The organism is Halobacillus kuroshimensis DSM 18393 (assembly GCF_000425705.1).
Taxonomy (GTDB): Bacteria; Bacillota; Bacilli; order Bacillales; family Halobacillaceae; genus Halobacillus; species Halobacillus kuroshimensis.
The window spans coordinates 385,073-408,581 of the sequence record NZ_AUDY01000010.1; the positions used below are offsets into that span (position 1 = coordinate 385,073).

22 protein-coding genes and 1 pseudogene are annotated in these 23,509 nt (G+C 47.3%); 22 read left to right on the forward strand and 1 reads right to left on the reverse strand.

Annotation, left to right across the window (positions count from 1 at the left end; all coding sequences use genetic code 11):
* Window positions 1-90: 90 nt before the first annotated feature.
* The 10 genes from yqiS to H615_RS0112465 all read left to right on the forward strand — a co-directional run bounded on the left by yqiS (window position 91) and on the right by H615_RS0112465 (window position 10,276).
* Window positions 91-993 (forward strand): phosphate butyryltransferase, encoded by a 903-nt coding sequence (gene yqiS, locus H615_RS0112420; protein WP_027955458.1) that lies wholly within the window; start codon window positions 91-93, stop codon window positions 991-993.
* Window positions 994-1,005: 12 nt separating this feature from the next.
* Window positions 1,006-2,109 (forward strand): branched-chain amino acid dehydrogenase, encoded by a 1,104-nt coding sequence (gene bcd / locus H615_RS0112425; protein ID WP_027955459.1) that lies wholly within the window; start codon window positions 1,006-1,008, stop codon window positions 2,107-2,109.
* 14 nt (window positions 2,110-2,123) lie between these two features.
* Complete coding sequence (gene buk / locus H615_RS0112430; protein WP_027955460.1) at window positions 2,124-3,209, forward strand: butyrate kinase; 1,086 nt, start codon at window positions 2,124-2,126, stop codon at window positions 3,207-3,209.
* 15 nt (window positions 3,210-3,224) lie between these two features.
* Complete coding sequence (gene lpdA, locus H615_RS0112435) at window positions 3,225-4,646, forward strand: dihydrolipoyl dehydrogenase (protein ID WP_027955461.1); 1,422 nt, start codon at window positions 3,225-3,227, stop codon at window positions 4,644-4,646.
* Between the two features lie 19 nt (window positions 4,647-4,665).
* Window positions 4,666-5,658, forward strand: a complete 993-nt coding sequence (locus tag H615_RS0112440; RefSeq protein WP_027955462.1) for a thiamine pyrophosphate-dependent dehydrogenase E1 component subunit alpha — start codon at window positions 4,666-4,668, stop codon at window positions 5,656-5,658.
* 15 nt (window positions 5,659-5,673) lie between these two features.
* Complete coding sequence (locus tag H615_RS0112445) at window positions 5,674-6,657, forward strand: alpha-ketoacid dehydrogenase subunit beta (RefSeq protein WP_027955463.1); 984 nt, start codon at window positions 5,674-5,676, stop codon at window positions 6,655-6,657.
* A 17-nt stretch (window positions 6,658-6,674) separates the two neighbouring features.
* Window positions 6,675-7,979 carry a dihydrolipoamide acetyltransferase family protein gene (locus tag H615_RS0112450; RefSeq protein WP_027955464.1) on the forward strand — a complete coding sequence of 435 codons (1,305 nt, stop codon included), beginning with the start codon at window positions 6,675-6,677 and terminating at the stop codon, window positions 7,977-7,979.
* A 258-nt stretch (window positions 7,980-8,237) separates the two neighbouring features.
* Window positions 8,238-8,669, forward strand: a complete 432-nt coding sequence (locus H615_RS0112455; RefSeq protein ID WP_027955465.1) for a BrxA/BrxB family bacilliredoxin — start codon at window positions 8,238-8,240, stop codon at window positions 8,667-8,669.
* Between the two features lie 98 nt (window positions 8,670-8,767).
* A complete protein-coding gene (locus H615_RS0112460; RefSeq protein ID WP_027955466.1) occupies window positions 8,768-9,718 on the forward strand; it encodes an aromatic acid exporter family protein in 951 nt (316 codons plus the stop codon).
* Window positions 9,719-9,763: 45 nt separating this feature from the next.
* Window positions 9,764-10,276 (forward strand): L,D-transpeptidase, encoded by a 513-nt coding sequence (locus H615_RS0112465; protein ID WP_027955467.1) that lies wholly within the window; start codon window positions 9,764-9,766, stop codon window positions 10,274-10,276.
* Between the two features lie 47 nt (window positions 10,277-10,323).
* On the opposite strand, the gene prli42 is transcribed toward H615_RS0112465, so the two are convergent.
* Window positions 10,324-10,440, reverse strand: coding sequence for a stressosome-associated protein Prli42 (gene prli42, locus H615_RS22340; RefSeq protein ID WP_242520466.1), 117 nt, complete (start codon window positions 10,438-10,440; stop codon window positions 10,324-10,326).
* A 174-nt stretch (window positions 10,441-10,614) separates the two neighbouring features.
* On the opposite strand from prli42, the gene H615_RS0112475 reads away from it, so the two are divergent.
* From H615_RS0112475 to H615_RS0112530, 12 genes and pseudogenes are all read left to right on the forward strand, one after another.
* Complete coding sequence (locus tag H615_RS0112475) at window positions 10,615-12,270, forward strand: acyl-CoA mutase large subunit family protein (RefSeq protein WP_027955468.1); 1,656 nt, start codon at window positions 10,615-10,617, stop codon at window positions 12,268-12,270.
* Between the two features lie 16 nt (window positions 12,271-12,286).
* Window positions 12,287-13,099 carry a methylmalonyl-CoA epimerase gene (gene mce / locus H615_RS0112480; protein ID WP_027955469.1) on the forward strand — a complete coding sequence of 271 codons (813 nt, stop codon included), beginning with the start codon at window positions 12,287-12,289 and terminating at the stop codon, window positions 13,097-13,099.
* Window positions 13,100-13,101: 2 nt separating this feature from the next.
* The gene (locus H615_RS0112485) at window positions 13,102-14,649 is read left to right on the forward strand and encodes an acyl-CoA carboxylase subunit beta (protein WP_027955470.1); all 1,548 of its coding nucleotides are present in this window, start codon (window positions 13,102-13,104) and stop codon (window positions 14,647-14,649) included.
* Between the two features lie 69 nt (window positions 14,650-14,718).
* Window positions 14,719-15,843: a M20/M25/M40 family metallo-hydrolase gene (locus H615_RS0112490; protein ID WP_027955471.1), complete on the forward strand. Its 1,125-nt coding sequence runs from the start codon at window positions 14,719-14,721 to the stop codon at window positions 15,841-15,843.
* A 185-nt stretch (window positions 15,844-16,028) separates the two neighbouring features.
* Complete coding sequence (locus H615_RS0112495) at window positions 16,029-17,276, forward strand: DNA polymerase IV (protein ID WP_027955472.1); 1,248 nt, start codon at window positions 16,029-16,031, stop codon at window positions 17,274-17,276.
* 58 nt (window positions 17,277-17,334) lie between these two features.
* Window positions 17,335-17,463 carry a YpzI family protein gene (locus H615_RS22100; protein ID WP_084163123.1) on the forward strand — a complete coding sequence of 43 codons (129 nt, stop codon included), beginning with the start codon at window positions 17,335-17,337 and terminating at the stop codon, window positions 17,461-17,463.
* Between the two features lie 14 nt (window positions 17,464-17,477).
* Window positions 17,478-17,630 carry a small acid-soluble spore protein P gene (locus H615_RS0112505; RefSeq protein ID WP_027955473.1) on the forward strand — a complete coding sequence of 51 codons (153 nt, stop codon included), beginning with the start codon at window positions 17,478-17,480 and terminating at the stop codon, window positions 17,628-17,630.
* Window positions 17,631-17,723: 93 nt separating this feature from the next.
* Window positions 17,724-17,948, forward strand: coding sequence for a DUF3892 domain-containing protein (locus H615_RS0112510; RefSeq protein ID WP_027955474.1), 225 nt, complete (start codon window positions 17,724-17,726; stop codon window positions 17,946-17,948).
* 207 nt (window positions 17,949-18,155) lie between these two features.
* Window positions 18,156-18,857, forward strand: coding sequence for an ABC transporter ATP-binding protein (locus tag H615_RS0112515; RefSeq protein ID WP_027955475.1), 702 nt, complete (start codon window positions 18,156-18,158; stop codon window positions 18,855-18,857).
* The gene (locus H615_RS0112520) at window positions 18,854-21,097 is read left to right on the forward strand and encodes an ABC transporter permease (protein WP_027955476.1); all 2,244 of its coding nucleotides are present in this window, start codon (window positions 18,854-18,856) and stop codon (window positions 21,095-21,097) included. The genes H615_RS0112515 and H615_RS0112520 overlap by 4 nt, the downstream gene beginning before the upstream one ends.
* A gap of 72 nt (window positions 21,098-21,169) precedes the next feature.
* Window positions 21,170-21,366: pseudogene (locus H615_RS22105) on the forward strand (IS1595 family transposase); the annotation flags it as partial.
* A gap of 126 nt (window positions 21,367-21,492) precedes the next feature.
* Window positions 21,493-23,265, forward strand: a complete 1,773-nt coding sequence (locus H615_RS0112530; RefSeq protein WP_027955477.1) for an ATP-dependent nuclease — start codon at window positions 21,493-21,495, stop codon at window positions 23,263-23,265.
* Window positions 23,266-23,509: the final 244 nt, after the last annotated feature.

Sequence of the window (23,509 nt, forward strand, 5' to 3'; positions counted from 1 at the left end):
CATGTGCCGAAAAGCCTTGTATGGCTGTCCGGGCGCATCAGACTTTTGGCATGAAATTTGCATGAATGAGATTAGGGATGAGGTGAAGCTTTGAAATCGTTAGATGAACTGGTAGAGACAATTGACCGCACCAGCAGACAAACCGTGGCTGTCGCACAGGCCGCAGATCCAGAAGTGTTAAAAGCCGTGAAAATGGCCTTGGACCAGGATCTGGCTCGTTTTATCCTTACAGGTGAAGAAGCGGATCTTAAAACGTGTGCCGCGGAGGCGGGCCTGCCGCTTGACCACCCGGATCTGCAGTGGAAACCGGCGCAGGCGAAAGAAAGTGCCCTCCTGGCTGTACAGGCTGTAGCAGAGGGGGAAGCGGATGTCCTGATGAAAGGGCATGTAGATACGAAAACCCTCCTGCAGGCAGTGCTCCATAAGGAATACGGCCTTAAAAAAAGAAAGGTCCTTTCCCACGTAGCTTTGTTTGAAATTCCCGGGAGAGACCGATTAATATACTTAACAGATGCCGCTATGAACATTCAGCCAACGCTGGAGGACAAAGTGGAGATTATTCTCAATGCGGTGGAAGTGGCCCACAAAGCAGGGTGGGACAATCCGAAAGTGGCTGCCCTCGCAGCCGTAGAGGCAGTCAACCCTAAAATGCCGGCATCCACCGATGCTGCCTTGCTGACCCAGATGAACCGCCGTGGTCAAATCGCGGGATGTGTGGTGGACGGGCCGCTCGCCTTTGACAATGCGGTGGATGCAGAAGCGGCTGCTCATAAGAACATTCAGTCAGAAGTAGCCGGTCAGGCAGATATCCTCGTTGTTCCTACCATCGAGACGGCCAATGCGCTTTATAAATCGTTTGTATACTTTGCCCATGCCAAAGTGGCGGGTGTGATCAGTGGAGCATCCGCTCCCATCGTGTTAACATCAAGGGCTGATGATGCCCAGAGCAAAATTTACTCACTGGCTTTAGCTTTAAAAGCCAGTCAATCCTAGGAGGAATACAAAATGGAAATTTTCAGCTATATGCAGGAATATGATTACGAGCAATTGTTGTTTTGTCAGGATGAACAGTCTGGTTTGAAAGCGATTATCGCCGTCCATGATACGACCCTCGGACCCGCTCTTGGAGGGACACGCATGTGGACGTATGCATCTGAAGACGATGCTGTTGAAGATGCTCTGCGTCTTGCTAAAGGAATGACCTATAAAAACGCAGCGGCCGGTCTGAATCTCGGCGGTGGAAAGACCGTAATCATCGGTGATCCGAAAAAGGATAAAAATGAGGAGATGTTCCGCGCATTCGGCCGTTACATTCAAGGACTGAACGGAAGGTACATTACAGCGGAAGATGTGGGAACAACGGTTCAGGATATGGATTTAATTCATGAGGAAACCGATTATGTCACTGGGATTTCACCTGCCTTCGGTTCTTCCGGCAACCCTTCCCCAGTAACAGCCTATGGGGTGTACCGCGGAATGAAAGCAGCTGCTAAGGAAGGCTTTGGATCAGATTCCCTGGAAGGTAAAACAGTTGCTGTCCAGGGTGTCGGGAACGTAGCTTTCACCTTGTGCCGCCATCTTCACGAGGAAGGTGCGAATCTGGTTGTGACCGATATTAATAAAGAAGCTGTTCAGCGTGCTGTTGAGGAATTCGGAGCTAAAGCAGTGGAGACGGACGAAATCTACAGCGTGGACTGTGATATTTATGCACCGTGTGCCCTGGGTGCGACCATCAATGATGAAACGATTCCACAGTTGAAAGCGAAAGTCATTGCCGGTGCAGCAAACAACCAGCTCAAAGAAACGAAACATGGTGATATTCTTCATGAGAAAGGCATCGTCTATACACCGGACTATGTCATCAATGCGGGTGGCGTGATCAACGTCGCCGATGAACTTCACGGGTACAATAAGGACCGTGCGATGAAGCGAGTGGAAACCATCTACGATAACGTATCCCGTGTATTTGAAATTTCCCGCCGTGATAATATCCCTACGTATCTTGCAGCGGATCGTATGGCGGAAGAACGCATTGAGCGTATGCGTCGTTCCCGCAGCCAGTTCCTTCAGAACGGCCATCACATCCTAAGCAGAAGACAGAACGGATAACGGAGGTCTTTGTTGTGCACACTCATCGAATCCTGGTTATAAACCCCGGTTCCACGTCAACAAAAATCGGTGTGTTTGATGACCTGGAAGCCGTCTTTGAAAAAACGATCCGCCACAGCGGAGATGAAATCAATCAATTCAAACGTATTATCGACCAGTACGATTTTCGAAAGCAGGTCATTCTTGATGTGCTCGATCAGGAAGGGATTAACATAAGCAAACTCAGCGCCGTCTGCGGAAGAGGGGGACTCCTGCGTCCAATTGAAGGCGGCACCTACGAAGTGAATGCCGCTATGCTTGAAGATTTGAAAAACGGCTATAATGGAGAACATGCCTCCAACCTTGGCGGCATCATCGCCTATGAAATTGCCCGCGGCCTGAACATCGGAGCCTATATCGTCGATCCCGTGGTTGTCGATGAGCTCCAGGAGCTTGCCCGGATCTCAGGCGTGCCGGAAATCCCAAGGAAGAGTATTTTCCACGCCTTGAACCAGAAGGCGGTCGCCCGGCGTGCGGCAGCTGATCTGGAGATGGATTATCCGGAGGCCCGTCTGATTGTCGCTCATATGGGGGGAGGAATTACCGTCGGTGCTCATATTGGAGGCCGGGTGGTTGATGTTAACAACGGTCTTCACGGCGATGGTCCTTTTTCACCTGAAAGAGCCGGTACCGTGCCTGCCGGTGACCTTGTCTCGATGTGTTACTCAGGCCAGTATTACCGTGATGAAGTTATGAAGAAACTCGTCGGGCAGGGAGGCCTCATGGCTTATCTCGATACCAATGACGCCAGGGAAGTCGAAAATATGATCGCCCATGGCGACAAAAAGGCCGAAATGGTCTTCAACGCTATGGCCTATCAGATTGCCAAAGAGATCGGAAGCATGAGTGCTGTGATGGAAGGCCGGGTGGACGCCGTCGCTTTGACAGGTGGACTGGCCTATGGGAAAGCCTTCATCAAAGAGATTTCCAAACGGGTGCACTGGATTGCTGATGTGCTTGTTTATCCGGGAGAAAATGAACTGGAGGCATTGAACGAAGGAACGCTGCGCGTCCTCAATCACGAAGAAATTCCAAAGCAGTATCCGAATTTTCAGGAATAAAAAGGAGCGGTAGATATGGCAGAGGAGTATGATCTAGTAGTTCTAGGAGGCGGGACGGGAGGATACGTGGCCGCCATCCGTGCTTCAAGGATCGGCTTGAAAACAGCGATTGTTGAAAAACGTGAGCTGGGCGGAACCTGTCTTCACAGAGGCTGTATTCCATCAAAAGCATTATTGAGAAGTGCAGAAGTTTTCAAACAAACGAAAGAAGCCGACAGCTACGGCATTACAGTTGAAAACCCTGTATTGAACTTCCAGAAAGTCCAGGAGCGTAAGCAGTCGATTGTGGACACATTACATAAAGGTGTTCAAGGTTTGATGAAAAAAGGGAAAATTGATGTTTATGAAGGTGTCGGCCGAATTCTCGGCCCTTCCATCTTTTCACCGACCGCAGGAACCATCTCTGTTGAAATGAACAACGGTGAAGAGAATGAAATGCTGATTCCGAAAAACGTCCTTATTGCAACCGGCTCCAGTCCAAAAAGTCTGCCCGGCCTGGAAGTAGATGGACAGTATGTGATGACCTCAGATGAAGCCTTGAATATGGAAGAACTGCCATCGTCCATCATCATTGTCGGGGGCGGAGTTATCGGCATCGAGTGGGCTTCCATGCTCGCGGACTTCGGCGTTGAGGTGACGGTCCTTGAGTATCTTCCTCACATTCTCCCAACAGAAGACGAGGATATTTCCAGGGAAATGAAAAAACAGATGAAGAAAAAAGGTGTGGACGTTGTTACCGGTGCCAAAGTCCTTTCCGAAACGCTTGAAACGGATGATGGTGTCACGATCCAGGTTGAAGTTGACGGAGAAACCACAACCTATAAAGCAGAAAAAATGCTTGTATCTGTCGGGCGGTCCGCCAATGTGACCAACATCGGCCTTGAGAATACGGATATTCAAGTGGAGAACGGGTTCATACAAACGAATGACTATTATCAAACAAAAGAAAGTCATATTTATGCGATCGGTGATGTGATCGGTGGTATGCAGCTGGCCCATGTCGCTTCCCATGAAGGAATGACGGCGGTGGAGCACATGTCAGACAACGAGCCCCATCCATTGAATCCCGAACAAATTCCAAGCTGCATTTATTCCAGCCCGGAAGCCTCCAGTGTCGGACTGACGGAAGCACAGGCCAAGGAAAAAGGTTATAACATTAAGACCGGTAAGTTTCCGTTTCAGGCCATCGGTAAGGCACTCGTACATGGGGAAACGGACGGATTCGTGAAAATCATTGCTGATAAGGACACCGACGATCTGCTGGGTGTCCATATGATCGGCCCGCATGTCACCGATATGATTTCGGAAGCAGGGCTGGCCAAAGTTCTGGATGCAACCCCTTGGGAGATTGCTGAAACCATCCATCCTCACCCAACCCTCGCCGAGGCTGTCGGAGAGGCAGCGATGGCTGTTGATGGGAATCAGATTCACGGATAAGAACAAAGGAGGGAAACCCATGGCTGAAAACCGCCATAAGGATTTAGGATTAACGGATGAACAGGTGCTGGATATGTTCCGCACCATGCTATTAGCTAGAAGAATTGACGAACGGATGTGGCTTTTGAACCGTGCAGGGAAAATCCCATTCGTCATTTCCTGTCAAGGGCAGGAAGCCGCCCAGGTCGGCGCCTCCTATGCACTTGATCGAGATAAGGACTATGCGCTGCCTTACTACCGTGACATGGGAGTTGTGCTTTCCTTTGGTATGACGGCACAGGATTTGATGCTTTCCGGTTTCGCCAAAGCGGAAGATCCTAACTCCGGGGGGAGACAGATGCCTGGACACTTCGGTCAGAAGAAAAACCGGATTGTTACAGGGTCATCTCCAGTAACCACCCAGGTTCCTCACGCTGTAGGAATCGCTCTTGCAGGGAAAATGGAGAAGAAAGATTTCGTTTCTCTTGTTACTTTTGGAGAAGGATCTTCCAACCAAGGGGATTTTCATGAGGGAGCCAACTTTGCAGGCGTCCATAAACTCCCTGTGATCTTCATGGTTGAAAATAATAAATACGCTATTTCTGTTCCGGTCTCCAAACAGCTGGCCTGTGAGAAGGTATCAGACCGGGCGATCGGGTACGGCATGCCTGGGTATACAGTCGACGGAAATGATCCACTTGCCGTTTATGAAGCAGTAAAAGCTGCTGCAGACCGCGGACGTAACGGAGAGGGGCCGACATTGATCGAGACGGTTTCCTACCGCCTGACGCCGCACTCCAGTGATGATGACGACCGTGTTTATCGTGAGCGTGACGAAGTGGATGAAGCGAAGAAGAAAGATTCCATCGTTACGTTTGCCAACTATCTCCGTGAACAGGGGATTTTGACGGAAGAGAAAGAAACAGAGCTGAATGACGAAATCAATCAAATCGTCAATGAAGCCACCGACTATGCTGAAAACGCGGCTTATGCCGAGCCGGAATCAGCAATGAAATTCGTGTACGAAGAGTAAGGAGGGGGCACGATTATGGCAGTCATTTCGTATATTCAAGCTGTCACCCAGGCACTTCGGGAAGAAATGCAGCGGGATGAAAAAGTATTTGTATTAGGAGAGGACGTTGGTAAACGCGGAGGCGTTTTCCGTGCAACGGACGGCCTTTATGATGAATTTGGAGAAGATCGTGTACTGGATACGCCTCTTGCCGAGTCTGCGATTGCTGGTGTAGGCATAGGAGCGGCTATGTATGGGATGCGCCCGGTTGCTGAAATGCAGTTTGCTGACTTTATCATGCCGGCGGTCAACCAGATTATTTCAGAAGCAGCGAAGATCCGTTACCGGTCCAACAACGACTGGAGCGCTCCTATCACTATTCGTGCGCCTTATGGCGGGGGAGTTCACGGGGCTCTTTACCACTCTCAGTCTGTTGAAGCAGTATTCGCCAATCAACCGGGCCTTAAAATTGTTATGCCGTCCACACCATATGATGTGAAAGGTCTGCTTAAAGCGTCCATCCGTGATAACGATCCTGTTCTTTTCTTTGAGCATAAACGGGCCTACCGTTTGATCAAAGGGGAAGTTCCTGAAGAAGATTACACACTTCCGATTGGAAAAGCAGATGTGAAGCGGGAAGGCTCGGACATTACGGTCATTACGTATGGATTGTGCGTTCATTTTGCTCTTCAGGCAGCAGAAAAGCTTGCAGAAGAAGGCATTGATGCCCACATCCTCGACCTTCGTACGGTCTATCCTTTAGATAAGGAAAGCATCATTGAAGCAGCTTCCAAAACTGGAAAAGTGCTGCTTGTGACGGAAGATAACAAAGAAGGCGGGATTATTTCAGAGGTTTCTGCTATTGTCAGCGAAAACTGTCTGTTTGATCTGGACGCTCCTGTCCAGCGTCTCGCTGGTCCTGATATTCCTTCCATGCCGTATGCACCAACAATGGAAAAGCATTTCATGATGAATCCTGATAAAGTCGAAAAAGCGATGCGTGATCTCGCAGAATTTTAATGAAGGAGGCGTTCGTCGTGGGCGTAGAAAAAATCAATATGCCTCAACTCGGAGAGAGTGTAACAGAGGGCACCATCAGCACTTGGCTGGTCCAGCCAGGAGATAAAGTAAACAAATATGATCCGATTGCTGAAGTCATGACGGATAAGGTGAACGCGGAAGTCCCTTCCTCCTTCACGGGTGTGATCAAAGATTTAGTGGCATCTGAAGGAGATACCATCGAAGTTGGTGAACTGATGTGTCATATTGAAATCGAAGGAGGAGGCTCTTCCTCAGAACCGGCAGCGGCTGAGCAGAAAGAAGACGAACCTTCAACGACGACTTCAAAGTCACAGGCATCCGAGTCAGCTTCGAATGGGAAAGACCAGGGGCAGAAGAAACGCTATTCACCGGCAGTTATGACCCTTGCTCAGGAAAATGACATTGATTTAAATCAGGTGGAAGGGACTGGACGCGGCGGCCGGATCACCCGCAAAGACATCGAGAAGGTGATTGAAAGTGGAGGGGTTTCAAAAGCCGAAGACCGTCCACAGACGGAACAGAAAGCCCCGTCTGCCGAACCGTCTGCGCCCGAATCCGCAGCAAAGCCGGCTCCATCTGTTCCTGATGTCCAGGCAGGAGAAGGGGATATCGAAATCCCTGTCACCGGCGTCCGTAAGGCGATTGCCGCCAATATGGTGAAATCCAAAACCGAAATTCCACATGCGTGGATGATGGTCGAAGTGGATGTGACCAATCTGGTGGAGCTTAGAAATGCGAAGAAAAATCAATTTAAAAAACAGGAAGGCTACAGCCTGACGTATTTTGCTTTCTTCGTCAAAGCTGTCGCCCAGGCCTTGAAAGAATATCCACAGCTTAATAGTACATGGGCAGGCGATAAGATCATTCAACGCAAGGCGATTAACTTGAACATCGCTGTCGCTAAAGAAGATCAGTTGTTTGTGCCAGTGATTAAAAATGCGGATGAAAAAAGTATCAAAGGCATTGCCCGTGATATTACAGAACTGGCTGGTAAAGCCCGTGACGGGAAATTGACGTCCAAGGATATGGAAGGCGGAACCTTTACTGTAAACAATACGGGTTCGTTCGGATCCGTTCAGTCCATGGGTGTAATCAATCATCCACAATCAGCCATTTTACAGGTGGAATCCATTGTGAAAAAACCGGTTTATCAAAACGGCATGTTCGGTGCGCGTGATATGGTTAATCTCTGTCTGTCGCTGGATCACCGTGTGCTTGATGGTCTTGTTGCTGGTAATTTCCTTGCCCGTGTAAAGGAAATACTCGAGAAAATGAGTGAAGAGAATACTTCCATCTACTAAAGAGGAAAAGCGGCTCCATCGGCTGCTTCCAGGCTGCCTGCTAAAGTTTCAGGCAGCCTGATTTTTATTGGATCCCTCTTTGCCGGAAGATGTTTTATGATCTGCCGGACATCGATATGTCTCTGGGGGAAAAGTATAGTTCCAGGTTCCGGCAGGGGGAAAGGTTTTTATAGACAGGAAAGAAACGGCAGAAGAATTGAAAGCCTTCTGTTATCTTGGTAAAATGTTCATAGTATTTATAAAAAGGGGCCATGTCTAATGGATTTCAATATTTTCATGAATGATGTCGTTACAAAAGCACGTGAAGAAATTACGCAAGCGGGGTACACCGAACTTACTTCACCTGAAGAAGTCGATCAGGCACTGACTCAGGAAGGAACCACTCTTGTCATGGTCAATTCCGTCTGCGGGTGTGCAGGAGGGATTGCACGTCCAGCCGCTGCTCATGCTATTCATTATGATAAACGCCCGGACCGCCTGGTCACAGTGTTTGCCGGTCAGGATCGCGAAGCGACGAACCGGGCACGTGAGTATTTCGAAGGATACCCGCCGTCTTCTCCTTCCTTCGCACTTTTGAAGGATGGGAAAATCCAGACGATGGTGGAGCGTCATGATATCGAAGGCTTTGAACCGATGGAAGTCATCGGAAAGCTTCAGCGCAGTTTTGAAGAATACTGCGAAGAGGTATAATAAAGAAAAGGCTTGGGATCTTTGTGATGAGCAAAGGTCCTTTTGCATTTCTGATTGGTTTTTAGACAGTATTAGGAAGAGAAAGGATTAGACAGACATTGAAGATAGGATACCGTACCATTAAGACAGCGTTAGGCACCCCTTTTGCCATCTGGGTGGCCCAGATGCTGCAGCTGGAAAACTTTGCATCAGCAGGGATCTTGACGATTCTCTGCATCCAGATTACGAGGAAGCGGTCATTTTTAAGTGCATGGCACCGTTTTTCAGCGTGTATTGTAGCTATGGTTTTTTCGTTCGCCTTTTTTGAGCTGATTGGATATAACCCGCTGGCTATCGGGATCATGCTGTTTGCCTTTATCCCTGTGACCGTCTGGCTGAACATTACACCTGGTATTGTGACGAGTTCAGTCATCATTCTCCATCTATACGGCTCAGGCAGTATAGGCTGGGAGATTATTATAAACGAAGTGATCCTGATTACTGTAGGAATCGGTACGGCTCTGCTGCTGAATTTATACATGCCGAGTCTGGAAAATAAACTGGGGGAGTACCGGAGTCAGGTCGAGCATAACTTTTCCCTGATCATGAAGGAGCTTGCTACGTTTTTAAGAGATGGAGACAATGACTGGACAGGACACGAGCTTACAGAAACAGCGGCACTGCTTGAAAAAGCCAAGTCCTTATCCTACAGGGATGTTGAAAACCACCTGCTTCGGACTCATAACCATTTTTATCATTACTTTCACATGCGGACGAAACAGTTTGAGTTATTGGAGAGGATGCTTCCGCTTGTGAGCCGGATTTCCACCTCGAATATGCACAGCTCTAAAATCGCTGATTTCTTTGATGATTTAGCCGGTGCAATTCATCCTGGTAATACAGCGGTCATTTACCTGCAGCGGTTCAAAGAGATGAAGGAGGAGTTCAGGGAGGATGACCTTCCACAGACGCGCGAGGAATTTGAGATGCGTGCCAGTCTTTTTCACCTGCTTAATGAGATTGAGGAATATTTAATCATTAAACGGTCATTTAAGAAGAGTGACGTATAAAGGACATGAGGGCGGGGAAACTTGAATTAAAAAGAAGGGATATGCATGACATTCTTTTTTCTGGTCTTCTCCAGCCTCCAGCTGCTGCTTCCTGCGTCAGCTGAAGAGCCTGTCGTTCTTGTCAACAAAGCCGTACACGAACTCGTAGTGTATGAGGACGGGGAGCGGACATTCCAAGCTCCTGCGGCTATCGGGAAAACCGATGAACTCACACCGGAAGGACTATTCGTAATTAAAGTGAAAGCCGTAGATCCGTATTATCGAAAAAACAATATTCCAGGCGGCGTTCCGGAAAATCCTCTGGGAAGCCGTTGGATCGGGTTTGATGCAGAGGGAACGGACGGCCGGATTTACGGCATCCACGGTACGAATCAGCCGGAGTCGGTCGGAACCTCTGCTTCCGCAGGGTGTATCAGGCTGAAGAATGACGACGTCGAAACCTTATACACCATGATCGAAGAAGAGATGGACGTGTGGATCGTGGACGATCCGGACGTATCAATGGAAGTTTTGTATGAACAGTGGCTGAAAAAGAAATGGCAGCAGTTTCTGAATTAAAAAAAGCCGGGAAGGGTGGAGAACCACCTTGCCCGGCTTTTCCTCTTTTATAGGAAGAAGCTCGCTCCCGCCAGTACCGTAGAGAGAACCATGGAGAGAATCATAATATAAATAACGATTTTCATGCGGCGTTCTCGCTTTGAGCGTTTTTTCGTTTCAGCCAAGGTTGGTAACCTCCTTCTCAGTCGTTCCTGTTCAATATTTTACCGAAAAAAAAGAAAATGGACAAGGGGACGTTTGGATTCACAATTTGTTGTGAATTATGTTAATTTTTAGATAGGTAAGCGCTTCATTTCTGGTATGCTAGAAGAGAATAGACGAAAGAGGAGGCTTTTCCAATGACCCTGTCATCCAATGGACAACATTTCAAGCAGGAATGGGAGAAGAATGTAGAAAAAACCATGCAGCGTTTCCCAGAGCGCCGTCGTTCTTTTCATACGAGTTCGGATATTCCTGTGGATCGTCTCTATACACCCGAATCGTTAAGTGAAGATTACATAAACCAAATCGGTTTTCCAGGCCAGTATCCATATACGCGAGGGATTCAGCCGACGATGTTCCGCTCCCGGTACTGGACAATGCGCCAGTATGCAGGTTTTGGTTCAGCAGAAGAGACGAACGAACGTTTTCGTTACCTGCTGAAACAGGGCCAGACAGGCTTATCCGTCGCCTTTGATCTGCCGACGCAGATCGGCTATGACTCAGACGACCCCATGGCTGAGGGCGAAGTCGGCAAAGTTGGAGTAGCGATTGATTCACTGAAAGATATGGAGCAGCTGTTCCATGAAATTCCACTCGATCAAGTGAGCACCTCCATGACTATAAACGCGCCTGCAGGCATACTCCTTGCGATGTACATTGCTGTAGGGGAGAAGCAGGGGGTGCCGAGGGAAAAGCTGACCGGTACGATTCAAAACGATATTTTGAAGGAGTACATTGCCCGAGGGACGTATATTTATCCTCCTAAACCATCGATGCGGCTCATCACGGATATTTTTGCCTACTGTCAGGAGCACCTGCCTAAATTCAACACCATCAGCATATCCGGCTATCATATCCGTGAAGCAGGATCGACCGCTGTGCAGGAAGTCGCTTTTACGATCGCCAACGGCATGGCTTATGTAGATGCTGCCATTGAAGCAGGATTGAAAGTGGATCAATTTGCTCCCCGCCTGGCCTTCTTCTTTAATGCCCACAATCAGTTTTTTGAAGAAGCAGCCAAATTCAGGGCAGCACGCCGGATGTGGGCGAAAATCATGAAAGAGCACTACAAAGCGGAAGATCCAAAGAGCTGGAAAATGCGTTTCCACACCCAGACAGGTGGAAGTACGCTGACGGCCCAGCAGCCGGATAATAATATTGTCCGCGTAACGATGCAGGCTCTGGCTGCTGTATTAGGAGGCACACAGAGTCTTCATACCAATTCCAGGGATGAGGCTCTGGCGCTCCCGACAGAGGATTCTGCGAGGATTGCTCTGCGGACACAGCAGATTATCGCCAATGAGAGCGGTGTCGCTGATACAGTCGATCCGCTTGCTGGATCCTACTATGTCGAGTCCTTGACTGACCAGATTGAAAAAGAGGCCGGTGCGTACCTGGAGCGGATCAGTGAATTCGGCGGGGCTGTTCAGGCTGTAGAAGAGGGGTACATGCAGCGGGAAATCCATCAGGCGGCCTACGAGGCGCAGAAACGGATGGAATCCAAAGAGGATATCGTTGTCGGCATGAACGAGTATCAGGTGGATGAAGAAATCCACGCGGATCTCTTGAAAGTGGATGAAGCCCTTGAAAAAGGACAGATAGAAAAAACAAAGCAGGTAAGAGAGCAGAGAAATCAGGAAATTGTCGATCGCTGCCTTCAGGAACTCCGCAACGCAGCAGCGAAGCAGGACAATGTCATGCCTCCGATCGTCAGGGCTGTCCAGGCTTACGCCACAGTCGGGGAAATTGCCAACGTCCTGCGTGAGGAATTCGGTGAATATACAGCGATGTAGAAAGGGATGAGTCAGTATGAAGCCAATTCGAGTACTTATAGCTAAACCAGGACTGGATGGGCATGACCGTGGTGCTTTAATCATCGCCCAGGCTCTCCGGGACCACGGAATGGAAGTCATCTATACAGGTCTCAGACAGTCTGCCGTGCAGATTGCCCGGGCTGCCGTGCAGGAGGATGTCGATGTCGTCGGTTTATCTTCGTTATCCGGAGCGCACAAATCCTTGTTTCCGAAAGTAGTGGAAGCTCTCAAGAAGGAAGGGGCCGATGACATCCCTGTCATCGGTGGAGGAGTTATTCCCGCTGAGGATATTCCGTATCTGGAAGGAAAAGGGGTCCATAAAATTTTCACCAGCGGATCGCCGACAGACGCTATTGCCGTTTATATTAAACAGCTGATCCATCAGGAAACGATCAGCACTCCAAAGAAAATTGCCCACATTGGGATTGCAGTGGAAAGTATAGATGCAGCACTTCCTTTTTATCAGCATACGCTGGGGATGGAACTGGAAGCTGTAGAGGACGTGGAATCGGAGCATGTTCGTGCTGCTTTTTTAAGAATTGGTGAAACGAAGCTGGAGCTTTTGGAGCCTCTGAATGAAACCTCCGCCATCGCTTCCTTTTTGGAGAAAAGAGGCAGTGGAATCCATCACATCGCCTTGGAAGTCGATGATCTGCATAAACGCCTCCAGCAATACAAGGAACAGGGAATCCGGATGATACATGACGAACCGAAAACCGGGGCTCATCAGGCCGATATTGCCTTTATGCATCCGAAAGCCTCCGGCGGTGTCCTTTATGAACTCTGGCAGCCAGGGAAGGGGGAGTAGACATGGATATTTTCGATAAAATCAATGAACTTTACGATAAGCGCAGAGAGGTTGAACTCGGCGGCGGGGATGAACGCATCGATAAGCAGCACGAAAAAGGGAAATGGACGGCCCGTGAACGGATCGATCACCTTTTGGATGAGGACAGTTTCATTGAGCTGAACCCTTTCATAGAGCATCGCCATGATGCCTTCGGGATGGACGATAAAACAGCACCGGGAGAAGGGGTAGTCACAGGATACGGGAAAATTGATGGAAGAAGTGTGTATCTTTTTGCCCAGGATTTCACAGTTTACGGTGGAGCATTGGGAGAGATGCACGCAAAGAAAATTGCTGCCGTCATGGACCTGGCTGCCAAAAACGGAACGCCTTTCATTGGTTTGAATGACTCGGGAGGAGCGAGAATCCAGGAGGGGGTTTCATCTCTGGATGGATATGGACAGGTGTTTTACCGTAATTCGATCTATTCGGGAGTCATCCCCCAGATCTCAGTCATCATGGGGCCGTGTGCAGGTGGAGCGGTCTATTCACCGGCCATCACCGATTTTGTCATCATGGTGGAAAAGACGTCCCAGATGTTCATTACAGGTCCGAAAGTCATTGAAACGGTTACGGGAGAACAAATATCCGCTGAGGATCTCGGAGGCGCCGGTGTTCACAATACGCTCAGTGGAAATGCCCATATGAAGACAAAGGATGAAGCGGAGGCCCTGGATGCTGTACGAAAGATCATCAGTTATCTTCCTCAGAATAACGAAGAGAAGACACCAATGATCCAGGAAGAAATGAAGGATCATTTCCGTCCGGACCTGACCGATAAGATCCCTTTTGATCCCATCCGTCCTTATGATGTCCGCGTCATTATTGATGAAGTGGTGGACGAGTCGTCATTCTTTGAAATTCAAAAAGACTTTGCCAAAAACATTGTCGTTGGTTTTGCCCGAATGAACGGCCGGGCTGTCGGCCTTGTCTGCAATCAGCCGAAATATATGGCGGGCGGACTGGATATCGACTCCAGCGATAAAGCCGCACGATTTATCCGTACGTGCGATTCCTTTAACATCCCAATTATTACGTTTGAGGATGTTACCGGATTTTTCCCCGGTATTAAGCAGGAACACGGGGGAATCATACGACACGGAGCAAAAATTCTGTATGCTTATTCAGAAGCTACGGTGCCCAAACTTACAGTGATCACCCGAAAGGCGTATGGCGGGGCCTATGTGGCGCTGAACAGTAAGTCCATAGGAGCGGATCTTGTCTACGCTTGGCCGAACGCTGAGATTGCTGTCATGGGGCCTGAAGGGGCAGCCAACATCATTTTCGCCAAGGAAATCAAGGAAAGTGAACAGCCTGAAGAAACGAGGAAGAATAAGATCAATGAATACCGCGAACGTTTTGCCAACCCTTACGTTGCTGCAGGGCTCGGGATGATCGATGATGTCATCGATCCACGGGAAACGCGGAGCACACTTGTAAAGGCTTTGGATATGCTGCAGGACAAGCGGGAGGAACGCCCTTATAAAAAGCATGGAAATATTCCTCTTTAATTGACATGATTCTTTCGTTCCGCTAACGTACAAAGAGGAATGTGGTTACATATGAAGGAGGAAACATCCATGGCAGAAATCAACAAACAGCGCTTGCTGGACGAATTTTTAGAACTCGTACAAATTGATTCCGAAACAACGCAGGAAGCAGAGATTTCCAAAGTACTCAAGAAGAAATTTACGGACCTCGGACTTGAAGTACTGGAAGATGAGGCGGCTTCCGCGACAGGTCACGGAGCCAACAACCTGATCTGTAATCTCAAAGGCTCGAAAGATGGAGCCGATACGATTTACTTCACTTCGCATATGGATACCGTTGTGCCAGGGAACGGCGTGAAACCTTCCATCGAGGACGGGTATGTCGTCACGGACGGAACGACGATTCTCGGTGCGGATGACAAAGCAGGGATTGCTGCGATCCTTGAGGCCATCCGTTCTCTGAAAGAACAAAGCGTAGAGCATGGAGATATTCAATTCGTTATTACAGTCGGAGAAGAGAGCGGCCTTGTCGGTGCGAAAGCTCTGGACAGTTCCCTCTTGAAAGCGAAATACGGCTATGCGATTGACAGTGACGGGCAGGTTGGAAATATTGTCGTGGCTGCTCCGACACAGGCGAAAATCAATGCTGTCGTCAAAGGCAGAACGGCTCATGCCGGTGTAGCTCCTGAAAAAGGGGTTTCAGCTATCACGCTGGCGTCACGCGCCATCGCAAAAATGCCTCTGGGACGTATTGATGAGGAAACGACAGCGAATATCGGTCGCTTTGAAGGTGGTCAGAAAACCAACATCGTGTGCGATCATGCCGAAATTCTCGCTGAAGCCCGCTCGCTCGACCCTGCGAAAATGGAAGAGCAGGTCGAAAAAATGAAACAGGCATTTTATGAAACAGCAGAAGAAATGGGTGGAGAAGTGGACTTGGATATCCAGGTCATGTACCCGGGCTATAAACAGGAGGCTGGTGACGAAGTGGTCGAAGTGGCCCGCTCGGCAGCCAAACGAATCGGCCGGGAAAGCGAACTGCTCCGCAGCGGCGGCGGCAGTGATGCCAACGTGATTGCCGGCCACGGAGTTCCGACGGTAAACTTGAGCGTCGGTTACGAAGAAATCCATACGACCAATGAGCGCATCTCTGTAGCTGAACTTGAAAAAATTGCCGAATTTATTACAGCTATTGCTGAAGAAGCAGCATCATAACGAAGAGGAAGAGTTCCTTCCCCGGTACACAACCCGTACGGTGATCCACAACCACCGTACGGGTTTTTATTTCGGCCGTTTTTTCAGTTGAATGATGCAGCGTGTCCTCTGCGAGCAGTCCGCTCCATACATCCCGTGGTCTATGCTATAATAAAAGAACAAATGTTCTAATGGAGGAAAGATGTATGGCTTCAAAGTGGTATCCAAAAAAAGGGCGGGTCATTTTTCATGTGGATATGAACAGCTTCTATGCTTCAGTGGAAGCTGCCTTTGATCCCAGCTTAAAAGGGAAGCCTTTAGCTATTGCCGGAAATCCGGAAGAACGCCGCGGGATCATCGTGACGAGCAGCTATGAAGCAAGAAAATACGGAGTGAAAACGACAATGCCGCTTGGAGAAGCCAGAAGGCTCTGTCCGGACCTGATGGTGATGCGGCCGAATTTTGAACGCTATCGCACAGCATCCAAAGAGATGTTTAAAATTCTTGCCGATGTGACCTCTCTCGTGCAGCCTGTATCCATTGATGAAGGCTATATGGACATTACCGAGTGTTCCGACCAAGGTTCTCCTCCTGAAATTGCAGAACGCATTCAGCAGCGGATAGCCGAAGAGCTTGACCTTCCATGCAGTATCGGGATTGCTCCCAATAAATTTCTGGCGAAAATGGCTTCCGATATGAAAAAACCCATGGGGATAACCATTTTAAGGAAAAGGGATCTCGAACATACGCTCTGGAAGCTTCCGATTGAAGACATGCATGGCGTGGGATCAAAAACAGCAGAGAAGTTAAGAAAAATTGGGATCGAAACGATCGGCGGACTTGCTTCGCACTCCGTCATAGAACTGAAAGGGATCCTCGGTATAAATGGAGAGCGCCTGCAGAACAGAGCCAACGGATTGGACGACAGACCGGTGGACCCTGAAGCTGTGCATGATTTCAAAAGTATCGGCACTTCCACGACGCTTCCTCATGACACGACGGACGAGGATGAAATCCAAACCGTCCTGCGCCGTCTTTCCAATAAGGTTGCTGCGAGGATGAACGGGAAAAAGGTCCTCGCCAGGAACGTGCAGCTCATGATCCGGTATCATGACAGGAAAACGGTGACGAGGAGCCGCCAGCTCCAGGAATTCATCAGTAAACCCGATGAACTGTTCCAACACAGCATCCAGCTTTTTGACCAGCACTGGAATCAGGACCCTGTCCGGCTTCTCGGTGTAACCGCCGGTGACCTCGCAGAAAAATCCGAGGTCACCCAGCAGCTTGATCTATTCAATTATGAGCAGTATGCCGGTAAGGAAAAGCTGTATAAAACCATTGATACACTCACGGAGAAATATGGGAAAAACCCTTTCCGCACGTTGACGAATCCGGATGAAACTAAAGTATCCACCAGCTTTCAAAAAGACTTTCTGGACGATTACAAAAAGTGATTCCCAGGCATGACTCCGCTTTTTTGTTTCATACTAAACAGGAAGGGAGGAAGGAATCATGGGTAGAGATCGACAAGAAAAGAAATTGAAAAAGTCCGGAAAGGTCCAGTCCGACCGTGATCAGAGCCTCAGTTATCCAGGGGCGACGATGATGGAGGGGCCGGAGCCTGCTCGAAAACGCAGATAAGGAGGCGGTTTCTTATGGGTGGACGCCGCATGGGACCCAAACAACAAACGCGTCCGGACATTCCTCTCGGTCCGGATCAGGCATATGGCGAAAAGGCGCAGGGCTCACACAAAGCCAAGCAGGCCCGTCATTCCCGTCAAAAACAAAAAACTTCGCACGACATGTAATCAAAAGTAGCCGGAAGCGGCTGCTTTTTCCATTCTTTACTGTTCATAGCTTCAAGGCTGCAGGGGATTCTATAAAGGAGGAGGTTGAGAACTATGCCGGAACGAATTGTCGCTGTAAAAAAGAACGGGCAGGGAAGCATTGTTGAGATGCAGCTGTCGTCAGGACGTGTGGTCGATTATAAACAGGCCCACGATATGGCGCGCAGCGGTGAGCTGGAACACGTGAACCTGATTCGTGGTAAGGATGGGGAAGACCATCTGCGCAGTGAGCCGGATGGCATACAATCCAACAACCTGGACAACCTTCCCTCTTTCTAAAGAAAGCCGGACAGAGCACACAAAGCTCTGTCCGGTTTTTTTGCTTTCAAATATAGAGATCAATGGACAGATCAGATGGATGTGATAAAAATGAAATAAGATCATATAAATATTTCAAAAGTAGTTGACTTTTTTTAGGGGTGTTGTAAACTTAAAATGAAATATAAAACATAAAATATTACAAAACTTTTTAATGGGGATGATGAAATGGCGATCTTCGCAGAAAAGGTAACAAAGACGTATCAAAGCGGAGAGGTGACGGTTAAGGCGCTGCGTGAGGCGAGCCTGACTGTACCGGACAAAAAGATTGTCACAATTCTAGGACCTTCCGGATCGGGTAAATCCACACTATTGAACGTAATCGGCGGCATCGACCGCTATGACGAAGGACAGATTGTAGTGGATGGCCGGACGCTTGATGGATTGAAGGACAAACAGCTGACGGAATATCGAAGAAAAAACATTGGGTTCATTTTTCAACAGTATAATCTTATTCCCACTCTCACTGTCGAGGAAAATGTTGAAGTCGGCCGGGAGTTGAGCAGTAATCCGCTTCCTATGGAGGATACGCTGAAAAAAGTGGGAATGCTTGATAAAAAAGCTAAATTCCCCTTTCAATTGAGTGGTGGAGAGCAGCAGCGTGTGGCCATCGCCCGTGCATTAATCAAAAATCCGAACATCCTATTATGTGATGAGCCTACGGGAGCCCTGGATGAGGATACGGGTAAGAATATTTTGAAGCTGCTGAAATACGTGAACGAAACCTACGGAACGACCGTTCTCATCATTACTCATAACCAGGGAATCGGAGAGATGGCCCATCAGGTGATCCGGATGAGCAGCGGGGAAATCGTAGAGACGTTTGAAAACGAGACACTAGTGGACCCTGAGCAGGTGACGTGGTCATGATTTTAAAAAAATCGATGATCCGTACACTGAAAGAGAAGAAATTTCAATATGCAGGTGTCAGTCTGCTCCTCCTGCTGGCTGTTACACTGTATGTCTCCTTGTCGATGGCTGTGACGACGTTGGAAGAGCGGAATGCCAGGTTTACCGAAGATTATAAACAGGAGACCTTCCATTTCGTACCATCTGAACCTGTGGACTCCTCCAAGCTGCAGGAGTGGGAGGAGGAGTTTGATGTCACCCTTGAGGCCAGGTCCTATTATGATGCTGATGTAGACGATTCAGTACTCAGGGTCTTTTCACAAACAGAAGAAATCAACCTTCCTTATCTATCAGAGGGTTCAAACCCGACAGACGGTAGTGAAATCGCTGTTTCCTCCGTTTTCGCTGAAAAAAATGATCTCCATATCGGTGATGAGGTGGAAATCAGCGGAGAACGGATGGAAGTGACAGGATTTGTTTATCTTCCTGACTATATTTACATGATTGAACAATTGACGGATTTGATCAGCGATGCCGAGAAATTCGGTATAGCCATAGCTTCAGAAAGTGTCATGGATCAATGGTCTTCCCGGTCCCAGACAGAAATCACGGGCTGGACCAGTGATGGAGAGGTTCCTGATGGTTTCATGGAGGCTGTCCGTGCGGAGACGACCATTCTGCAATTTGTAGAAGCCGGTGACAACCCCCGGATTCAGTTCGTGGATACGGAAATTGAAGGCGCAAAAAGTATGAACAATACGCTCCCGCTCTTCATTCTGGCTCTTGCTGCAGCGATGGTCCTTCTTTTAATGAGACGCCGGATCGAGATGCAGCGCAAGGAAATCGGGACGCTGCTGGCGCTTGGCTACCGGAGGAATGAACTGCTTCGGCATTACCTCGGCTATGCGTGGGTCATCGGCCTAAGTGGTACGGTTCTCGGACTGGCAGCTGGTGCCGGCTTATCCGTTCCGTTATCTAATCTATATGCAAACTATTTCAATCTACCTGCCTTATCTATGTTCGATTTTAATCCGATGGTGCTCGTCATTGGTCTGATTATTCCTCTGGTGCTCATGCTCTCATTGACAGCGTGGGGGATTCACAGGGCTTTAAAAGTCGAGCCTTTGACACTTCTGCGCCCGAAAGAAGTGACGGTCGGCAGGAAATCGTGGCTGGAGCGTCTTCCGTTATTGAACAAAGGCAGCTTTATTCAACGGTTCCGACTGCGTCTCCTTGTACGTAACAAAGCGAGGAGTCTCTATATATTCCTTGGTGTCATGTTTTCAACCGTTTTACTGCTGTTTGGTTTTATTACATTCAACAGTATGGATCAACTGGTGGAAACGACGTATGAGGACATTATGACCTACGATTATGCGGTTTATTACCAGTCTTTACAAACGGAAGAACCAGCCGATGGTTCTGATCCTTTTACTGTCGGCGAAGTGAATGTAAAAGGTCAGGATGCAAAATTGACGGGATATGGAATCGAAACAGGCACCCCTTATATCCATCTTCTTTCTGACGAGGAAAAACTCAACTCCGAACTTAAGGAAGGTGCTGTTCTGAGTACACCGGCTGCGGCAGTCCTTGGTGTCGGGGCAGGGGAGGACATAACGCTTACCAACTCCTTAAATGACGAGGAAATGACCGTTCAGGTAGCGGGAGTGGCTGATGTGTATATTGGCAGTCAGATCTACCTGCCCCGGGAGGTATTTAACGAATTTCTCGGCTATCCCGGTGATGCTTACAGTGCCGTCTGGCAGGCTGAAAAACCGGAACGGGGGGCGGATGTTTATCAAATCGAAGATAAGCAGAAGGTGATTGACAGTTTTGAAGCGACATCCGGAGCTACGCGGTCATCGGTGATCGGAATGGCTGTTTTTGCTGTCGTCATCAGTGTCATCGTCCTTACGCTGCTGACGAATTTGATCGTGGAGGAAAATTCGCCTTCCATCTCCTTGTTCAAGGTCATGGGCTATCACAACAGTGAAGTATCCAAGCTTGTTCTTAGTGTTTATACACCTGTTGTTATGCTCTCTTATTTGATTTCGATACCTCTGGCAGGTTTGACACTTGGGCAGTTGATGAATTCCCTCGTAGAGCAGACAGGATTCATTCTTCCGACAGATGTATCCTTGTGGATGGCTGCTACAGGATTTGTCGTCATTATGCTGACCTATGCGCTCTCGATTGCTCTTTCCAAACGGAAGTTGAAGCAAGTCTCCCTGCAGGAAGCTTTGAAAAAACAACAGGATTAATAGAAAAAAAGACACTCATGAAAAACGGAGTGTCTTTTTTTATTGGCTCTGCTGAAGTTTAATGTTGATATTATATACCGCTCGCGCCATCTTCATCGTTGGATGAAGTTTATTGAATGTATGATAGAGGGTTAGCAGCCAAGTTGATGGGAGACGTTATCCACGTAACCTTGTTCTATTGGAGGCACAAGCTTCTTTCGGCATTAAAACAGATGGAAAGTTCAACATTCCAGGGTATCGTTGAAATGGACGAGACCTATTTCCTGTACCTGACTTAGTTTCAGGTGTTAGAGAGTATTTTCGCTAAAGGGCAGGTTAATTGAAGACTCGAATTCAAGATAAACACCTTCTTTTACCAATATTTATGTTATGATTTGGAAAAAGGAGGAGTTTGAATGAGAGATTCTAACCAACAAATTTCTGATGAAGAAGTTGCGACATCAAGACCTCGATTACATAAGTTGAAAATTAAGAATTTCAGAGCAATTGGACCAACACCTGTCACAATCGATTTGGATGAGATTGTGGTTTTAGTAGGACCTAATAATGCAGGTAAAAGCTCCATATTAAGAGCTTATCAAGTAGTAATGTCAGAAGGGTCAAATAATGCAAAGTTATTTATTGATGATTTTCCTAATAAGGTAGTAGATCCTAATAATGCACCCGAAATTGAATTATACTCTATTGTTAATTCAGAAAACTCACCAGGGAAAAGATGGATCGATAATTCATCCGGTGAAATGATAGTCAGAGAAAGATGGAAATGGGCAGAGCCTGGCTCTCCAAGAAGACAAGGTTATGATGCTAATATCAATGATTGGGCTGAAGAAGTACCATGGGGGGCTGCTAATGTTGCAAACTCACGAAGGCCAGAACCTCATAGGGTGGATGCATTTGAAAACCCAGAGGATCAAGCGAAATCAATTATTAAAATATTAGAGTCTATTCTAAATGAAAAAGTGAAGGAAGTAACTTCAAATATAGAAGCAGATGGTGACAAGACTGAATTTGGTTCGCTTTTAGAACAAATAAAGGGAATACAGAAAAAGATTGTTGACGAGTCGGAATCTCAAATAAGAATAGTTGAATCTGAACTAACTAGTTCAATAAATAAAGTATTCCCAGGATATCAAGTTAGTTTTGATGCCAAACCTGAAGATGAGATAGAGAAGTCAATTAGTTTTTTTAAGAGTTCACCTCAATTATTAATGGGTCCTGAGAATGGTTTTAAAAGTGATATCGAAAAGCAAGGTAGTGGTGCACGAAGAACACTCCTATGGGCTGCTTTGAGGTTCATCACAGAGAATGGATATCACAAGAAAAGTAAAAAAGATCGTCAAAGTTCATTAGAGAGACCTAATGTGTTACTAATTGATGAACCAGAATTATGTTTGCATCCAAGTGCAATTAGAGAAGCATGTAAAGTACTTTACGACCTGCCTAAAACTAATAACTGGCAAGTGATGGTGACGACACATTCTCCAGCATTCATAGATTTATCTAGAGATAACACTACAATTGTTAGAGTAGAAAGAGATATTGATGGAGCTATTCAGGGTACTACACTATTCAGACCTGATAAAGTACAACTTGATGAAGATGATAAACGTTTATTGAAACTCTTAAATCAATTTGATCCATATGTAGCTGAGTTTTTCTTTGGAGGACGTTCAATTATTGTTGAGGGTGACACTGAATATACCGCATTTAAGTATGTAATTAATAATGAAGGCGATTTCTTTAAAGATACTCATGTGATTAGAGCGAGAGGGAAAGCAACGATTGCTTCATTAGTTAAAATTTTGAATCACTTCAATTGTAGTTATTCAGTGTTACATGATAGTGATACACCTTTAAACAAAAATAGAGGTAAAAGTGCGGCTTGGGGAACAAATAAAAATATTTTGAATTCTGTTAAGCGACATTCTAATCCTGAAGAGGTAAGGCTTGTAAGTTCTATTAAAAACTTCGAATCTGCTTTCTTAAGCAAGGAAGTAAGTAGTGACAAACCTTATAATGCTCTTATGGAGTTGACTAGGGATGATGAGGCTTATAAAAGCATAAGGGAGCTCTTACATGCTTTGTACAATCATGACCACAACTTACCAAAAGGTGCTATTGAATGGGATCATATTTCTCAACTTGAGGAAGCTGTTAGTGAGATGTAAGTTTATTTGGATTACTTTTCTTAATTTAAAAGGTTGTTTTCATACTGCCAAGTAATCACCAAAGAAGCCTCTGAACTTAAAGATGGTAAGAAAAAAGATCACAGACTTGTGTATAACCCTAATCATTAATATTAAGAATATCTCGTTTTCAAGTCTTCAACTATAGGGGGCGTTTCTTCAATTGAAGGATCGCCTTTTTTACATTGGTATAGTTTGGGAATGTACTCCGCTGGTAATAGAGGTC

Bases quoted from the DNA above. Each gene is read 5' to 3' on its own strand.
- H615_RS0112495 (WP_027955472.1), top strand. From the start codon at position 16,029: ATGGCTTCAAAGTGGTATCCAAAAAAAGGGCGGGTCATTTTTCATGTG.
- H615_RS0112515 (WP_027955475.1), top strand. From the start codon at position 18,156: ATGGCGATCTTCGCAGAAAAGGTAACAAAGACGTATCAAAGCGGAGAG.
- H615_RS22100 (WP_084163123.1), top strand. From the start codon at position 17,335: ATGGGTAGAGATCGACAAGAAAAGAAATTGAAAAAGTCCGGAAAGGTC.
- bcd (WP_027955459.1), top strand. From the start codon at position 1,006: ATGGAAATTTTCAGCTATATGCAGGAATATGATTACGAGCAATTGTTG.
- lpdA (WP_027955461.1), top strand. From the start codon at position 3,225: ATGGCAGAGGAGTATGATCTAGTAGTTCTAGGAGGCGGGACGGGAGGA.
- H615_RS0112505 (WP_027955473.1), top strand. From the start codon at position 17,478: ATGGGTGGACGCCGCATGGGACCCAAACAACAAACGCGTCCGGACATT.
- H615_RS0112455 (WP_027955465.1), top strand. From the start codon at position 8,238: ATGGATTTCAATATTTTCATGAATGATGTCGTTACAAAAGCACGTGAA.
- H615_RS0112440 (WP_027955462.1), top strand. From the start codon at position 4,666: ATGGCTGAAAACCGCCATAAGGATTTAGGATTAACGGATGAACAGGTG.
- H615_RS0112510 (WP_027955474.1), top strand. From the start codon at position 17,724: ATGCCGGAACGAATTGTCGCTGTAAAAAAGAACGGGCAGGGAAGCATT.
- H615_RS0112485 (WP_027955470.1), top strand. From the start codon at position 13,102: ATGGATATTTTCGATAAAATCAATGAACTTTACGATAAGCGCAGAGAG.
- H615_RS0112530 (WP_027955477.1), top strand. From the start codon at position 21,493: ATGAGAGATTCTAACCAACAAATTTCTGATGAAGAAGTTGCGACATCA.
- H615_RS0112490 (WP_027955471.1), top strand. From the start codon at position 14,719: ATGGCAGAAATCAACAAACAGCGCTTGCTGGACGAATTTTTAGAACTC.
- H615_RS0112445 (WP_027955463.1), top strand. From the start codon at position 5,674: ATGGCAGTCATTTCGTATATTCAAGCTGTCACCCAGGCACTTCGGGAA.
- H615_RS0112475 (WP_027955468.1), top strand. From the start codon at position 10,615: ATGACCCTGTCATCCAATGGACAACATTTCAAGCAGGAATGGGAGAAG.
- mce (WP_027955469.1), top strand. From the start codon at position 12,287: ATGAAGCCAATTCGAGTACTTATAGCTAAACCAGGACTGGATGGGCAT.
- H615_RS0112465 (WP_027955467.1), top strand. From the start codon at position 9,764: ATGACATTCTTTTTTCTGGTCTTCTCCAGCCTCCAGCTGCTGCTTCCT.
- H615_RS0112520 (WP_027955476.1), top strand. From the start codon at position 18,854: ATGATTTTAAAAAAATCGATGATCCGTACACTGAAAGAGAAGAAATTT.